Source organism: Streptomyces sp. MnatMP-M17, assembly GCF_900091995.1.
In the GTDB taxonomy this organism is placed as follows: Bacteria; Actinomycetota; Actinomycetes; order Streptomycetales; family Streptomycetaceae; genus Streptomyces.
Genome location: NZ_FMDK01000095.1, coordinates 1 through 14774 on the forward strand (window position 1 = coordinate 1; position 14774 = coordinate 14774).

General features: G+C 67.6%; 14 protein-coding genes and 1 pseudogene. 5 read left to right on the forward strand and 10 right to left on the reverse strand.

The window, feature by feature from the left end; genetic code table 11:
• The 5 genes from GA0115259_RS05410 to GA0115259_RS05430 all read right to left on the reverse strand — a co-directional run.
• Positions 1–311: XdhC family protein (locus GA0115259_RS05410; protein ID WP_141716459.1), on the reverse strand; the 311-nt coding region annotated here is incomplete at its 3' end.
• An 87-nt stretch (positions 312–398) separates the two neighbouring features.
• Entirely contained in the window at positions 399–2483 is a 2085-nt protein-coding gene (locus GA0115259_RS05415) for a xanthine dehydrogenase family protein molybdopterin-binding subunit (protein WP_093591682.1), read from the reverse strand.
• Between the two features lie 232 nt (positions 2484–2715).
• Positions 2716–3705 carry an FAD binding domain-containing protein gene (locus tag GA0115259_RS05420; protein ID WP_093591623.1) on the reverse strand — a complete coding sequence of 330 codons (990 nt, stop codon included), beginning with the start codon at positions 3703–3705 and terminating at the stop codon, positions 2716–2718.
• Positions 3702–4244, reverse strand: a complete 543-nt coding sequence (locus tag GA0115259_RS05425) for a (2Fe-2S)-binding protein (protein WP_093591626.1) — start codon at positions 4242–4244, stop codon at positions 3702–3704. Before GA0115259_RS05425 ends, GA0115259_RS05420 begins: the two co-directional genes overlap by 4 nt.
• Before the next feature lie 499 nt (positions 4245–4743).
• Entirely contained in the window at positions 4744–5649 is a 906-nt protein-coding gene (locus GA0115259_RS05430; RefSeq protein WP_093591629.1) for an AraC family transcriptional regulator, read from the reverse strand.
• Between the two features lie 193 nt (positions 5650–5842).
• On the opposite strand from GA0115259_RS05430, the gene GA0115259_RS05435 reads away from it, so the two are divergent.
• Both GA0115259_RS05435 and GA0115259_RS05440 read left to right on the forward strand, forming a co-directional pair.
• On the forward strand, positions 5843–6160 hold the full coding sequence (locus GA0115259_RS05435; RefSeq protein ID WP_093591632.1) for a putative quinol monooxygenase: 318 nt from the start codon (positions 5843–5845) through the stop codon (positions 6158–6160).
• Between the two features lie 93 nt (positions 6161–6253).
• Positions 6254–7315 carry an alpha/beta hydrolase gene (locus tag GA0115259_RS05440; protein WP_093591636.1) on the forward strand — a complete coding sequence of 354 codons (1062 nt, stop codon included), beginning with the start codon at positions 6254–6256 and terminating at the stop codon, positions 7313–7315.
• A 30-nt stretch (positions 7316–7345) separates the two neighbouring features.
• Here GA0115259_RS05440 and GA0115259_RS41525 read toward each other — a convergent pair whose 3' ends face one another.
• On the reverse strand, positions 7346–7654 hold the full coding sequence (locus GA0115259_RS41525) for a PfkB family carbohydrate kinase (RefSeq protein ID WP_237539783.1): 309 nt from the start codon (positions 7652–7654) through the stop codon (positions 7346–7348).
• Between GA0115259_RS41525 and GA0115259_RS05445 the strand changes: the two are divergent.
• A pseudogene (locus tag GA0115259_RS05445) lies at positions 7577–8200 on the forward strand (discoidin domain-containing protein); the annotation flags it as partial. The gene GA0115259_RS41525 and the pseudogene GA0115259_RS05445 overlap by 78 nt on opposite strands.
• Before the next feature lie 52 nt (positions 8201–8252).
• On the opposite strand, the gene GA0115259_RS40035 reads toward GA0115259_RS05445, so the two are convergent.
• The 4 genes from GA0115259_RS40035 to oxc all read right to left on the reverse strand — a co-directional run bounded on the left by GA0115259_RS40035 (position 8253) and on the right by oxc (position 13290).
• Positions 8253–8405: a hypothetical protein gene (locus GA0115259_RS40035; protein ID WP_161230298.1), complete on the reverse strand. Its 153-nt coding sequence runs from the start codon at positions 8403–8405 to the stop codon at positions 8253–8255.
• Positions 8406–8457: 52 nt separating this feature from the next.
• Positions 8458–10011 carry an AMP-binding protein gene (locus GA0115259_RS05450; protein ID WP_093591639.1) on the reverse strand — a complete coding sequence of 518 codons (1554 nt, stop codon included), beginning with the start codon at positions 10009–10011 and terminating at the stop codon, positions 8458–8460.
• Between the two features lie 331 nt (positions 10012–10342).
• Positions 10343–11557: a CaiB/BaiF CoA transferase family protein gene (locus GA0115259_RS05455; protein ID WP_093591643.1), complete on the reverse strand. Its 1215-nt coding sequence runs from the start codon at positions 11555–11557 to the stop codon at positions 10343–10345.
• 14 nt (positions 11558–11571) lie between these two features.
• A complete protein-coding gene (oxc, locus tag GA0115259_RS05460; RefSeq protein ID WP_093591646.1) occupies positions 11572–13290 on the reverse strand; it encodes an oxalyl-CoA decarboxylase in 1719 nt (572 codons plus the stop codon).
• 278 nt (positions 13291–13568) lie between these two features.
• Here oxc and GA0115259_RS05465 point away from each other — a divergent pair, with 278 nt between their 5' ends.
• Both GA0115259_RS05465 and GA0115259_RS05470 read left to right on the forward strand, forming a co-directional pair.
• Positions 13569–13949, forward strand: a complete 381-nt coding sequence (locus tag GA0115259_RS05465; protein ID WP_093591649.1) for a YciI family protein — start codon at positions 13569–13571, stop codon at positions 13947–13949.
• A 69-nt stretch (positions 13950–14018) separates the two neighbouring features.
• On the forward strand, positions 14019–14615 hold the full coding sequence (locus tag GA0115259_RS05470; RefSeq protein WP_093591688.1) for a DoxX family protein: 597 nt from the start codon (positions 14019–14021) through the stop codon (positions 14613–14615).
• The last annotated feature ends 159 nt before the right edge of the window (positions 14616–14774 follow it).

Genomic DNA, 14774 nt, shown 5'->3' on the forward strand with positions numbered 1-14774 from the left:
GCGGCGGCGATCTGGACCCGCAGTTCTCCGGCACAGGCCGGCGCGTCCTCCCAGGGCAGCAGGTGCTCTCCGGGTGCCACGGTGGTCACATGGGGTGCGGCTCCCGCCAGGACGTCGCGGGCCGCGTCGAGGATGATGCCCTCGACGCAGCCGCCCGACAGCGATCCTCGCCATGTGCCGTCCCCGGCGACTGCCATCGTGGCGCCGAGTGGTCGTGACGCGGGCCCGTCACAGTCCACCAGGCGGGCCAGCACGACCGGCCGGCCCGCACGACGGTGGGCGTCGACGTACGGCCAGACCTCACGCAGCATCTATGCCTCCACCCCTGGCAGGCCCGACGGCGAAACCGATCCCGGCGGTCCTTCGGCTCGGCGCGGCGGACCTTCGATGCGGATGAGTCATCGCAGAGGCTGCTCTTCCAGTACGCGGTCGAGACGGACCGGAAGAGTCCGCTGGCGGACTCCCGTGGCGTGCCAGACGGCATTGGCGATCGCGGCCGCGGTGCCGACAGTGCCGATCTCTCCCACGCCTTTGATGCCTGACGGGTCGCCGGGTTCGTAGTCGGGTACGAAGTCGGCTTCGATGTCGGGGACGTCGGCGTGTGCGGCGATGTGGTACCCGGCGAAGTCCGCGTTGATGTGCCGGCCCGTGACCGGATCACGGACGCCTTCTTCGTGCAGGGCCATTGACAGCCCCATGACCATTCCTCCCACGAGCTGACTGCGTGCGAGGAGCGGATTGATCACGCGGCCCACGGCGAACATCCCCAGCAGCCGCCGCACGCGCACCTCGCCGGTCGCCGGATCGACGGTCACTTCGCTGAACACGGCACTGTAGGAGTGCCGTTCCACGAGGGGCAGTTCGCCGAGCGACTCGGTGGTGTCGGCCGAGACCGTCAGCGGCAGCGTCGCGTCATCCATGTGGGAACGCAGCTTCGCCGCGGCCTCGATGATCGCCCACGCCCAGGACGTCGTCCCTCTGGATCCGCCCGCGCTCCACGCCGGACCGAGGTCGCTGTCCGCGATCAGGACACGTATCCGCGCGGTATCGACGCGCAGCGCGTCAGCGGCCACCGCGGTCAGCGCGGTCCGTGCGCCGGTACCGATGTCGCAGGCGCCGACGGCCACGGTGAAGGTCCCGTCGGTCTCGGCGGTGATCGACGCCGAGGAGGGCAGTGCCCCCGCGCCGAAGGACGTGGCCGCCATTCCGGTGCCGACGAGCAGATGTCCCTCTGCCCGCGTCCGTGGGCGGTGGTCACGTGTGGCCCAGCCGAACCGGCGAGCGCCCTCCCGCAGACACGGGACGAGGTTGCGGCGGCTGAACGGAAGACCGGATACGGGGCCGGCGGCGGGCTCATTGCGCAGCCGTAGTTCGAGAGGATCCATGCACAGACGCTCCGCCACCTCGTCCATGGCGGATTCGAGCGCGAACGAACCCGGCGTCGCACCGGGCCCACGCAGCGAGTACGGCGGCAGGATGTCGACCGGGACCGCGATGCGCCGGGTACGGATCGCCGGAGCCGCGTAGAGCGTGTTGGACAGCTCGGTGCAGTTCTCCAGGTAGTCCGCGAGCGGCGAGACCTCGAAGGCCGACACGTGGTGGATCGCCCGCAGACGACCGTCGGCATCCGCCCCGATCCGGACCCGCTGGTCGGTCGCCGGCCGTGCCGAGACCGCTTGGAACACCTGGCTCCGGGTCAGGGTGACACGTACGGGACGGCCGAGCATCGTCGTGGCCATCACCGCCAGGACCAGCTGGGGGCCGCAGCCCCCCGATTTGGACCCGAAGCCGCCGCCTACGTGCGGTGCTCGGACGCGCACCTGTTTCGGGTCCAGGGAGAACAGAGTGGCCACCGTCATGGCGACCAGGAAGGGCCCCTGGTTGGAGTCGATGACCTGGAGACGCTCGTCTTCCCACCAGGCGGTCGCGGAGTGCGGCTCCATGGCGGCGCCGTGTTCCTCGGGCGTCCGGTACCGCTCGTCCACGACCACCGCGCTCACTGCCAGCTCCGCGTCCAGGTCACCGACGCTCGCGTCCTCGCCGAAGAACGGCGTCGCCGGCCGGGCGGCCGGGTGCTCAAGTGAGAAGTCCACGTCATGCGGTTCCTCGTCGTACGTCACCCGCAGCGCCGCGGCCGCCGACCGGGCCTGCTCCATCGTCTCCGCCATCACCAGCGCGATCGGCCGGCCGGAATGAGGAACCTCATTGTTCTGAAGCAGGTGCATGCCGCCGTCGGGACCGAAGAACGATCCTGCCTCCAGGTTGAGCCGGGGCGCGTTGCGGTGGTCGATCACACCCAGCACACCGGGCATGCCCTCCGCGGCGGAGACATCGATGTCACGGACGCGTCCCCGGGTCACCGTGGAGGTGACGACACAGCCGAAGGCGAGGTCCCGCATCGGCTCGTCGGCGGCGTAGCGGACGCCGCCGGTGACCTTGGCCGCGCCCTCGACCCGGGGCTGTGCGGTTCCCACGACGGACATGAGCGGAATCGCCGGGGCGGTGGACGGAAAGACAGTGAAATGCCCAGTCGGTTTCTTCGCGTCCGCAGACGCGCCGGCAGAGAACGCGTTCACGCGTTGGATCTCCTTGAAAAGTCACTTCATTTGGTGAGTCTGTGGTGGCAGATGAGGGTGCGGGCGGTGCTGGTGAAGCCGGAGAAGTGCTCGGCTTCACGTTCGTAGCGTCAGTGGGGCGGCGGCAGCCGGCCGGTCGTCACTCGGTCCGCTCGGCGAGCTCGGTCAGGACTGCCTCGATCAGATTGCGCGCCAATGTCACCTTGTATCCGTTGTCGTTCAACGGCCGCGCGGTGGACAGCTCCGCATCGGCGGCGGTCCGGAACATGTCGGCGGTGTCCGGTCCGTCCCGCAGGACGGACTCGGCGACCCGAGCGCGCCACGGCCGCGACGCCAGACCTCCCAAGGCGATCCGCGCGCCGCGGACCGTTCCCTCGTGGACGTCCAGAGCCGCCGCGACGGACACGTTGGCGAAGGCATAGGACGCGCGCTCCCGGACCTTGCGGTAGCGCGAGCGCGGGGACACCGCGGAGGCCGGCAGGGTCACCGCGGTGATCAAGGCACCCGGCGGCAGTACCGTCTCCTGCTGCGGCGCGTCACCGACGGGCGGGTAGAACTCCGACAGCGGAATCTCATGGACCCCGTCGAGCGTCTCATAGTGCACGACCGCGTCGAACGCGGCCAGAGCCACCGCCATGTCCGAAGGATGGGTCGCCACACAGTGGTCGGACCAGCCGAGAATCGCGTGGTTGTGATGCTCCCCGGTGATCGCGGCACACCCGCTGCCGGGAACCCGCTTGTTGCACGGCTCCGAGGGATCGGCGAAGTAGGCACAACGGGTCCGCTGCAGCAGATTGCCGCCCACCGTGGCCATGTTGCGCAGTTGCCCCGACGCGCCCGCCAGAATTGCCTGGCTCAAAGCCGGATACCGGCGGCGTACCTCAGGGTGAGCCGCGACATCACTGTTGGTCGTCGTCGCACCGATGGCGAGCCCGCCGTCGGGCGCCTCATGGATGCCGTCAAGCGGCAGATGACGCACATCCACCAGCCGGGACGGCGTCTCGATCCCGCTCTTCATCAGATCGACGAGATTCGTGCCACCGCCCAGGTACCGGGCACCGTCGTTCCCGGCGACCAGGGTGAGAGCCTCCCGGACCTGCGCGGGCCGGTCATAGGCGAACTCCTTCACCTCGTCGCCTCCTTGCGGGACGCCGTTTCGAGCACGGCGCGTACGATCGACGGATACGCGCCGCAGCGGCACAGGTTGCCGCTCATCCGCTCGCGCACCTCCGCCGTGTCCAGTTCGGACACCGGGCCGTCGGGTGAGACATCGGCGGTGGCCGCACTTGGCCAGCCCGCCGCGTGCTCGGCCAGCATTCCGACTGCCGAGCAGAGCTGCCCTGGGGTGCAGTACCCGCACTGGAAACCGTCGAGCCGTACGAAAGCCTGCTGAAGCGGCTGTAGTTCACCGTCCGCGGCGAGACCTTCGACCGTGGTGACCTCAGCTCCGTCGGCGGCGACCGCCAACGTCAGACAGGACACCACACGCCGGCCGTCGAGCAGAACGGTGCAGGCACCGCACTGGCCCTGATCGCAGCCCTTTTTCGGTCCTGTATGGCCGATCTGTTCCCGCAACGCGTCGAGCAGTGTCCTGCGGTTGTCGACGGCCAGTCGGTGCGTCAGACCGTTGACGTGGAGCGATATCCCGCTGTGGGTGTCGTCCGTCATCATTTCCTTTCTCCGCGTGCACGGGATCCGCGCGCATATGGCACGGACGCCGCCAGGCACGTCCACAGCATTTACCCCGCGACAGATCCACAGGGGCAGTGGATATTCAACCAGCCCAGCACAGGGATGCGTTGCACAGAACTGGCGGAGTCTTGCACAATCCCGCTCCGGGCCGGCTGGACAGTCCGACGTACCCACAGCTGAGTTCTGCACCGCCTCCTGCTTTTCCTCTCCGGGCTTTTCCTCTCCGGCAGCCTGCTTTCCCACGGACGGATTACTGGACCCGCCCTCAGCCTGAATGCTTCAACCAAGCCATGGGACACCCCCTTGAGTCTCGGCGAGCCCGCGATCGGCAGGAGAGGGGAGTCCTTTGCCCGTCCCACGGGAATCGATGAGCCCATTCAATTGTGCTCACCAGGGAAAGCGGTAGGACAATACCCGCGTCCCCTTGCACAGTTCTCTTCCATGCCGAGACATGCTCGACTGATGTCCCGTTATGTCAAGGAAGGACGCCCGTGGTGGTGAGCACGGTATGGCGCAGGGTGGTTGCGTCCTGGCTGGGTGGTGCGCCGAACTGACGGCGGTATTCCCGGCTGAACTGCGACAAGCTGTCGTAGCCGACGCGGTGACCGACCCCGGTGATGTCGTTGGGGTGGGTGGCCAGCAGCAGCCGGGCCTGCTGGAGCCGGATCTGCTTCTGGAACTGGATGGGGCTCATCGCGGTCACCGCCTGGAAGTTGCGGTAGAAGGCGGAAACGCTCATGCCGGACAGCTGCGCCACCTCCTCAACCTTGAACGGCTGCGCGTAGTGCTCGCGGATCCACCGCACCGCCCGCGCGACATGGCTGAGGCTGCTGTCGGCAAGGCCCAACTGGCGCACGATGCCGCCCTGCTCACCGGTGATCAGCCGCCACAGGATCTCGCGCTTGACGAGCGGCGCGAGCACCGTCCGGTCACGGGGCTCATCGAGCAGGCGCAGCAACCGGACCACGGCGTCGAGCAGTGCGTCGGGAGCGTCGCTGACGGCGATGCCCGGCACCGCGCTCCCGCCGGAGCGGGCGGCTTCTCCCGGCCCGGCCTGGAGCAGCAGTTCGGCGACGGCGGACGGTTCCAGCGTGAGCCCGACCCCTAGGGCCGGGTACTCCGGACTGGCCTCGGTGAACTGGCCGGTGACGGGCAGATCGACCGAGGCGATGAGGTACTGCCCAGCACGGTACTCGAACACCCGGTTGCCCAACGCGAGGCGTTTGGCCCCCTGCGCGATCACCGCCAGCACCGTGCCGGACATCGACGGCGCCGGCGGATCGGACCGCTCGACCTTCGAGATGAGTACGCCGTCGATGGCGGTGGTCCAGTCGGGCCGCGCATGCCGGGTCAGCAAGGTACGGAGCTCGTCGAGATGCATGCCTCAATTGCAGCACACAGCCGGGCACCTGCTCTCGAACCAGAGAGGATCGTGCAAGCGCCCGCGAGCATCGTTCTACCGTTTCCGCAGATCACGCCGGTTGAATGGAATCACTGGAATCCAGGAGCAAGCCACTGGGCTCTCGCTCCAGGACCGCACATCCACACTCCGCCGCCCGCAGAAGAAGGTAGTCATGACCACCAACTACGGATTCAACGCCACCCTGACCGCCAAGCCCGGGATGGGTGATCAACTGGTCGACCTGCTGCTGACCGGCCTGAACGAGGGCAGCCCCGGCGCGAGCGAACACTGCGTCGTCTACCTCGTCTCCCGTTCCGCGTCGGACCCCGACGTCGTTCATGTCACCGAAGGCTGGACCAGCGAGGAGGACCACCACCGGATCTTCGCCGGCGAGGCCGCCCAGGCCATCGTGGCGCAGATCGACGGACTGCTCGCCAAGGAGTCCGCGTACACCGACTACGTACCGGTCCACGGCAAGGCCGCCTTCTGAGATCCCGACCGGTCGGCCGGTCATTCCTCAATCCTCGCGATCCGACCGCTTCCTCCCCGATCACCCGGCACAATCCGACGAAAGGTGTCCACCGTGACCCAGGCACGACCCGAACTGGACCCCGAGCTGCGCGCGCTGCTCGCCGACATGCCCCTCCGTTCCGAGCTCGACTCCGAGGCGCTCGCGCAGATCCGCCCCTTCTCATCGATGCCGGTCGAGCCCCTGCTCGTAGGTCGTGCAGTCGAGCGGCGTGAGGCCACCGTGGCCGGCGCGGACGGCGCGCGGATTCCGCTGTCGGTCTTCAGCCCCGCCGGAACCGACAGCTCCACCGGGGCACCGTGCGTCTACTGGATGCACGGCGGCGGGATGGTCATGGGGGACCGCTTCTCGCAGATCGACATCCCGCTGGAGTGGCTGGACCTGTTCGGCGCCGTCGTTGTTTCCGTGGACTACCGGCTGGCGCCGGAGGCCACCGGCACGACCCTGGTCGACGACTGCTACCAGGGACTGCTCTGGATCGCCGAACACGCCACCGAACTGGGCATCGACCCCACCCGTATCGTCGTCGCGGGCGCCAGCGCCGGCGGCGGCCTCACCGCCGGGGTCACCCTGATGGCCCGCGACCGCGGCACTCCGGCGATCGCCGCCCAGGTCCTGATCGGCCCCATGCTCGACCACCGCAACACCACCACCTCCAGCCGGCAGTACTCCGGCACACCCGGCGTCTGGACCCGCGAGATGAACGAGTTCGGCTGGCGATCCGTACTCGGCGACATCGAGAACGACCAGGTGCCCGGCTATGTCTCACCCGCGGTGGCCGACGACCTCTCAAACCTGCCGACCACCTACATCGACGCAGGTTCGGCCGAGGTCTTCCGCGACGAGGACATCGACTACGCCACCAGGATCTGGGCGGCCGGCGGCCAGGCGGAACTGCACATCTGGGCGGGAGGCTTCCACGGATTCGACGCACTGTACCCGCAGGCCGCGCTCTCCACCGCAGCGCGCGGAACACGCAACGACTGGCTCGCCCGAGTCCTGGCCCCCGCCCCCGCCGATGGGGCCGAGAAGACGGCCAGTATGGGCGTCCTATCCGGGGCCATCGTGGAGGAAGGCGAAGTTCAGGTTACGGGAACTTCTCGGGCAGAAGCGTAGTAAGTGGTCTCCACGGTCCACGCGGTGCCCCTATCGGCTGGACCGCGGTCTCCGGATGGCCTGGGCTGCTGCAAGGGTTGCCTGTTGTGCTGCTTCGACGAGGCTGGTCCCGTGGGCGAGGTGAGCCGCCGTGACACCGGCGAACACATCACCGGCTCCTGTGGTGTCGACCCGTGTCAGCCTTGGGGGACCGGGCCGCGGCCCGCTCCGAGGCCGCGCTCGCCGAGCGCCTGGCGGCCTACCAGGCGTACGCGCCGGCCGGGCTACGCCGGGTTCACCACCCTGCCGTCGGGTGACGTCGTCTACGCGACCGGCGGAACGGCGGCGGGCGAGGGCCATATCGAGGTGCGGAACCTGACGATGCCGGGCATCGCCGGGCTGGACGGCAGCCGTACGTACACCACCGCCGAGGACAGCGTCAGCGTCGCGGCCAAGAACGCGGGTACCGCGCCTCCTTCGACGACCGGGCGCACCGACGACCTCGCCCTCGCCCGGGTGTCGTACCGTCACCTACGGGTCCAGGGCATCAGCCCTGACCTCCGCTACGGTTACTCGCTGTACGCGGTCGAGGTGCGCAACGGCGCCGACGGCGCCGATCTGGCTCGGGGCGGCACCGCGACGGCCTCCTCCGCGGACACCGGCAAGGGTGCGCCTCTCGCCGTCGACGGCGATCTCACGACCCGCTGGGCCGTCTCCGTCGCCGACCGTCCGAAGGCGGACAGCTGGCTCGCCGTCGACCTGGGCGAGGCGCGGAGCTTCGACCGCGTCACGCTGCGCTGGGAGGCGGCCACGGGGCGGGGTTACGTGGTCCAGGGCTCCGCGGACGGGAAGGCGTGGACCGATCTCATCAGGTATCCGCGTCCCGACCTCACCAGGGGCGGCGGTGATGCGCTGGCCGCTTGAGCTCGCCAAGGTTTTTTGACGTACAGGCAGGCGGTCAGGTGGTTTGGAGAACGGTGCAGATGGTTTCCGCGACCGGCAGAACGAAGGCGCCCAGCAGGTACGGATTGAGTGAGGGTGAGAAGGAGAGCCTCGGTTCCCCGTGGTCTTCGCCACTCACCGTGCCGAAGCGAACGGCGCGGCGCTTCATGCGGGCCGGTCCGTACCGCCCTGGTACTGCCGACGGTTGGGGCGGACACGGCTCACGCCGCAGGGCCGGCTGTTTGCGACTGGGCGCGCTCGAGCAGGACGAATTTCTGGACTTTGCCGGAGGCGGTCAGCGGGAAGCTGGATTCGACGTACCAGGCTCTCGGGACTTTGAAGCCGGCCAGGTGTTCACGGCAGTAGCGAATCAGGTCATCGGCGTCGAAAGCGGTGCCAGGGGCGGGGATGACGAAAGCGGCGACGATTTCACCCCATTCCTCGTCCGGGATGCCCGCGACGGCGACGTCGGACACTGCGGGGTGAGTCAGCAGGACAGCTTCGATCTCACGGGGATAGACGTTCTCACCACCTCGGATGATCACGTCTGTCAGTCGGCCTTGGACCTGTAGATAGCCCTCGGTATCCAGCGTGCCCAGATCGCCAGTATGCAGCCAGCCCTGGTCATCGACGGCTTTGACGTCCGGGTTGTTGAAATAGCCGAGCATGACGCAGACACTGCGAGTGCAGATCTCGCCGAGCTGCCCAGGGCCCCGGGGCTCACCCGACGCTGGATCGACGATCTTCACCTCGATCGTGGGCAGGGCTCGGCCGACTGTGGTGATGCGCTGCGGATCAGGGTCGCCGGGGACGGTGTGCGTGATGTAGGGCGAGGACTCGGTCTGGCCGAAGCCGATCAGGCCGGTGACGCCGGTCTCGTGTTCGGCCCGGCGGATCAGCTCCGGGGGCACGGGTGCGCCACCGACCGTGAGAAGCCGCCAGCTGCTGAGGTCCCGGGGCTGCCTGCGCTGTTCGTCGAGCATCCGCAAGGCCATCGTCGGTACGCAGAGCACGACCGTGCCATGCTCTTCGGCGATCAGGTCCAGCATGGTCGCGGCATCGAAGCCGGGCGGCAGGATCTGCGTACCGCCGGTCTGCAGAGCACCGAGAGTGGTCAATCCGCAGCCCGCGGTGTGGAACAGCGGCATCGGGTTGACCCACACGTCCCGTGCGCCGACGCCGATCGCCTCCGCGTACAGTCGGCCGTTGGCGACCAGACCCCGGTGAGCGAGCATCGCACCCTTGGTGAAGCCGGTCGTCCCAGACGTGAACTGTATCTGCGCCATGCCGTCCGGGGCCACCTCAGGCAGGTCGGTGGCGACGGCCCCGGCCAGAAAGGCATCCCAGTCGGCCATCGAGATCACCTCGCGCGGACCCGGTACTCCGGTGGCGATGGCGACCAGGTCACGGCTGCGGAACTGCGCCTGCACCACCACCCCGACGGCCTGCGACTGGTGCAGAACATAGGCCAGCTCCTCCGCCCCGTACGCCGGGTTGACCGTCACCAGCGTCAGACCAGCCAGTGCGGCGCCGAACTCGAGCAGGATCCACTCGGGCTCGTTGCCCGCCCAGACCGCAACATGTTCGCCGGGCCGAAACCGCGTCAGCAGAGCCCGGGCGACCTCCTCGGCGTCGCGACCCAGCTCGGCGAAAGTCCAGCGCCGCTTGGTGACGTTGGGCAGCCCCGAGATGAGGGCCGGCCTGTCACCCCACCGTGAAGCCGCCTCGCGCAGAACATCCCCCACGGTCCGGTTCTCGAACGAAACAGCACCCATACCAGAAGGCAAACCGCATAGACGTCCCCGAAATTCAGGGTAACTCGGGTTCCGGGCCAGCGCGACCCGCCGACGACTCCTCGCCCGACGACCGAGGAGGACCCTCCGCGCACGACGATCTCTCCCTCTCCGCCGATCGGGACGGATGAACCGTCCGGGGCGGTGATGCCGACCTCGACACCGGTCGGCACGCCGACGTATCTCTCGTCGGAGCCGGTCAGGTTGTCCAACTGTGCGGACGTGGGGCGGCAGTAAGCATCGCGAAGAGCCACGGGCGGCCGGTGGCTGTACGGTCCGTAGGCGAGATCTCGCCCGTGGGTGGCACGACCGCTTACTTCTGTTCTTGGAATTCGGCGCGGATGGCGTCACCGTGCTCGTCGAGAGCAGGCGATGCTGCCAGTGTCCCAAGAGAGTTGTACCGTCCGTATTTCATTGGGCTGCCGGGAACGTCGTGGCCTCCGATATCTTTCACCATGGCCCGGGCCTTGATCTGAGGGAGTCTGCGCGTGTCGTCCACATTGAGGACCACACCCACGGGAATTCCGGCCTGTTCGAGCTTCTCGCGCCATACGGCGGCCGTGTCGCCCGTGAGCACGGCTTCCATCTCCTGCTTCAACGGGGCCCAGTTGTCGGACCTCTTCGCGTTCGTGTCAAAGCGGTCGTCCATCGCCAGTTGAGGTTTGCCGAGTACCTCGGCCAGGATTCCGAACAGGTGGTCATTTCCGACGGTGATGGCGAGTGGCTGGTCCCGGCAGGCGAAGGTGTCGAAGGGATACATGAACGGATGCCGGTTCCCGAGCCGTTGGGGCCGCACCCTCGGGCCGAGTGCGTCCATGAGACCGTGCTCAAGGAGGGCGAACGTCGAATCGAGCATGGCGATGTCGACCGTGCTCCCCATGCCGGTGCTCTCACGGGCGAGCAGCGCGGTCACGATGCCGCAGTACCCGTAGATGCCTGCCGCGATGTCCGAGAGGGACGTGCCGACACGTGTGGGACCGCCGTCCGGTGTACCGGTCGCGTCCATGATCCCTGACAGGGCCTGGATGATCGTGTCGTACGCTGCTTGGTCGTGCATCGGCCCGTACTGGCCGAAGCCGGAGATCGAACACACCACAAGACGCGGAAATTCCCTGACCAGTTCTTCGGGGTCCATACCGAGTTTGGCCATCACGCCGGGCCGGAAGTTCTCCACGACCACGTCCACTTTGCCGAGCATCCGCTTGACGAGCGCCATGTCCTCGGGTTCCTTGAGGTCGATGGCGATCGACTGCTTGCCGAGGTTCGCGAAGCGGTAGTACTCGCTGCTCCCGTCTTTGAGGAACGGCCCCATTTTACGGGTGTCGTCTCCCGCGCCCGGTCGCTCGACCTTGATGACCCGGGCTCCCCCGTCCGCGAGCATGCGCGAACATGTCGGCCCCGCCAGCACATGCGTGAAGTCGAGTACGGTGATTCCCGCGAGCGGATACGGCTTCTCAGGATCGAGATGCCCGGCGCTCCGTGCGTCGGTCTTCGCCCGGTCTTTTGCCGCGCGTGCGGTTGCCGTCATTTGAGGCCGTCCCCTTACGTTGTTTTCAGTGCTGTTTCCGGTACCGAACTCTGTGGGTTGAGGTTCTGCAGATGTCCGCTTTCCGTGCCCAGTGTGGGATCGATGACACAGTTGATGACCGCTGGTTTCTTCGATGCCATGGCCTGGCGCAGCGCGGAGTCGAGTTCTTCGGGTGTGGTGGCGTTGTGGCCGGCGGCTCCGAAAGCCTCGGCGATCCTGTCGTAGCGTGCGTCGTGCATGAGTACGGTCGGTGCCGGATCGGCGGACTCGGTGTTCACGGCGTCGCCCTTGTAGACGCCGCCGTTGTTGAACACGAGGGTTACCACGGGAAGTCGGTAGCGGCAGACCGTCTCGACCTCCATTCCGCTGAACCCGAAGGCGCTGTCGCCTGTCACGACGATCACGGGATCACCTGTCTCCACGGCTGCCGCGATCGCGTAGCCCATTCCGATCCCCATGACACCCCACGTACCGGTGTCGAGGCGGTGCCGCGGTTTATGGATGTCGATGACGTCCCGGCCGAAGTCCAGCGTATTGGCTCCCTCGTTGACCAGATACGTTTCCGGGTGGTCCGCGATGACATCCCGGACCACCCGGAGCGCGCCGTAGAATCCCATCGGAACATGGGGCGCGGCGAGACGGGCGGCCATCTTCTCGACATTCTTGGCCTTATGGCTCTCGATCTCGTCGGTCCATTGACGGGGAACCTGGACCGGATAGTGCTCAAGCTTTTTCACCAGCACGTCGAAGACGGAGCGGATGTCCCCGAGGATGGGAGCCGCGATGGGGCGGTTGCTGTCGAATTCCGTGGCTGCGACGTCGACCTGTACGAACTTCGCGTTCGGGTTCCACAAGGGTGGTTCCCCATGTCTCAGCATCCAGTTGAGCCGTGCGCCGACCATGAAGACGACGTCGGCATTGCCGATCGTGAAGGAGCGGGCGGCCGCCGCGGACTGCGGGTGACCGTCCGGCAGCAGCCCCTTCGCCATCGACATGGGAAGGAACGGGATGCCGGTCTGCTCGATGAAGGTCCGGATGGACTCGTCCGCCTGCGCATACGCCGCTCCCTTGCCCAGCACGATGAGAGGCCGCCGCGCGCGTTGCAGCAGGTCGAGGGCCCGCCTGATGGAGGCGAAGTCCGGTGGTTGAGCCGGAGCCGGATCCACGGGGCTGAAGATCGATTCGGCTCCTCTCGACGCGTCGAGCGTCGCGCCGAGGACTGCGGCGGGGATATCCAGATAGACACCACCGGGCCGTCCGGCCACAGTCGCCCGGACAGCGCGAGCGGTGGCCAGCCCGATGTCCTCGGGACGGTCGACGCGGTACGCCGCCTTCGCGAACGGCTTCGCGCTGCTGAACTGGTCGAGTTCTTCGTAGTCACCCTGCTGGAGATCGACGACGGGCCGTTCGCTGGAACCACTGATCTGGATCATGGGGAAGCAATTGACCGTCGCCGCTGCGAGAGAGACCAGGCCGTTCAGAAAGCCCGGCGCGGAAACAGTGAGACAGACACCCGGGCGCCGCGTCAGAAAGCCCGCGATCGCCGCGGCGTTTCCGGCCGACGCCTCGTGCCGGAATCCGATGTACCTCATGCCACGGGCCTGCGCCAGACGCGCCACATCCGTGACCGGAATTCCGACCACGCCATACATGTTCCGCACCCCATTTGCCTGGAGTGCGTCGACAAGCAGATTGAACCCATTGGTCAATCGCTGGGTTGACCGCTCAGACATGTCCGCTCCGCCCGACGCCGCATGTATGCATGCCGAATCAATCGCCCAGGAATGTGAGCGACTGAGCCCAACCCTCGCACTGCGGCGGCGATCCCGCCTTCCGGAGGCGTCCAGTGTGCGCAGCCGCGCTGATCGGCTGGTGGCCCCGTGGAAGAGGCGCATCAGCAGGCCGTGTTGCCTCGTCGGCCGATTTATGAGAACCCTCGTCCTACCGGAGTTCTGTCCTGCTCAACACGCGGACACACTGCCGCACTGCCCTGATCAGAAGGAGCGCCCGCATGTCCGCGACGGACGAGACCGTAGAGCAACTCCTCGCCCCCATGACCAGGAAACGGCTGTTCGCGGCGATCAACCGCAAGGTCGCCGAGGACGCCGAGATCACGCCCTACGTCGCGGACCACCTCCGGTACATGATCGAGCTCGAAGGGCGCGGGCTGCTCTGGGCGTCAGGCCCGTTCGTCGAACCAGGTGTGCAGGTCGGTGATGGTCTCACCATCCTCAACACCGGCACCGCCGACGAGGCCCGCGAGCTGCTCGCCGAAGACCCGCTGTGCCGACAGGGACTGCGTACCTTCGAGGGCCCGTTCCCCTGGGAACTGCGCGAGGGACGCATCCCGATCTCGCTCGACGCCTCCAGTTCCTCCTTCCACCTGCATTGAGCACACACGGCTTGCGCACTCCGGATGAGGGCCTTGCGCTAAAGGCGTCAAACGAGAAAAGAAGTGACCATGCGGTATCCACGTCTCACCATCAGACAACAGTCTCTGCGTGCGGCAGGAGGTACGGCCGGCCCGGGCGCCGACTGTACCGACGTCGGGCTGCTCGCCCTCCGTATCGTCGTTGGAGGGCTGGTCGCCGCCCATGGCCTGCAGAAGATGACGCACTGGCTGGGCGGCGCCGGACTGGCCGCCGGCGCCGAGGAGTTCCGGCGCGACGGCTTCCGCGGCGGGCGGCTCACCGCGTTGGCGGCGGGGAGCGGTCAGACAGGCGGGGGCCTGCTGCTCGCGGCCGGGCTCCTGACACCGTTCGCGGTGGGGGCCGTTGCCAGTGTCATGACCGTTGCGGTCACGGTGAAATACCCGCACGGGCTGTGGGTCCAGGATGACGGGTACGAGTACCCGCTGATCCTGATCGCGTCCGTCGCCGTCACCGGGCTCGCCGGGCCGGGCGCCTGGTCGCTCGACCGGCTGGCCGGCATCGACTGGCCCGTGTCCGCGGGCATCCTCGGCTGTGCGGCCGGCGTGCTGGGGGGCCTGGCCACACGGCGGGTGCTGTGGCGGGCGGACGGGCAGCCTGCGGTACGGGACGTCGCGCACAACCCCTGAATTGGCTACTGAGACTCAACAACTACCGGCCCAATGCCCGGAACGGCCGATCACCTTGACGGAACCTGGCGGTCCGGAGTGGTGCGTCCGATCGGGCGACTTCGCCGCGGTTGACAGAGCTCGGGCGGGTGCGCCCCGACTGCCCAGGAGCTTCAGCCC

What these genes read in the sequence shown, in the direction of transcription:
- GA0115259_RS05470 (WP_093591688.1), top strand. Translation starts at nt 14,019, where the DNA reads ATGCGGTATCCACGTCTCACCATCAGACAACAGTCTCTGCGTGCGGCA.
- GA0115259_RS05430 (WP_093591629.1), bottom strand. Translation starts at nt 5,649, where the DNA reads ATGCATCTCGACGAGCTCCGTACCTTGCTGACCCGGCATGCGCGGCCC.
- GA0115259_RS41525 (WP_237539783.1), bottom strand. Translation starts at nt 7,654, where the DNA reads ATGGCCCTCGCCCGCCGCCGTTCCGCCGGTCGCGTAGACGACGTCACC.
- GA0115259_RS05465 (WP_093591649.1), top strand. Translation starts at nt 13,569, where the DNA reads ATGTCCGCGACGGACGAGACCGTAGAGCAACTCCTCGCCCCCATGACC.
- oxc (WP_093591646.1), bottom strand. Translation starts at nt 13,290, where the DNA reads ATGTCTGAGCGGTCAACCCAGCGATTGACCAATGGGTTCAATCTGCTT.
- GA0115259_RS05435 (WP_093591632.1), top strand. Translation starts at nt 5,843, where the DNA reads ATGACCACCAACTACGGATTCAACGCCACCCTGACCGCCAAGCCCGGG.
- GA0115259_RS05425 (WP_093591626.1), bottom strand. Translation starts at nt 4,244, where the DNA reads ATGACGGACGACACCCACAGCGGGATATCGCTCCACGTCAACGGTCTG.
- GA0115259_RS05415 (WP_093591682.1), bottom strand. Translation starts at nt 2,483, where the DNA reads ATGTCCGTCGTGGGAACCGCACAGCCCCGGGTCGAGGGCGCGGCCAAG.
- GA0115259_RS40035 (WP_161230298.1), bottom strand. Translation starts at nt 8,405, where the DNA reads ATGAAGCGCCGCGCCGTTCGCTTCGGCACGGTGAGTGGCGAAGACCAC.
- GA0115259_RS05450 (WP_093591639.1), bottom strand. Translation starts at nt 10,011, where the DNA reads ATGGGTGCTGTTTCGTTCGAGAACCGGACCGTGGGGGATGTTCTGCGC.
- GA0115259_RS05455 (WP_093591643.1), bottom strand. Translation starts at nt 11,557, where the DNA reads ATGACGGCAACCGCACGCGCGGCAAAAGACCGGGCGAAGACCGACGCA.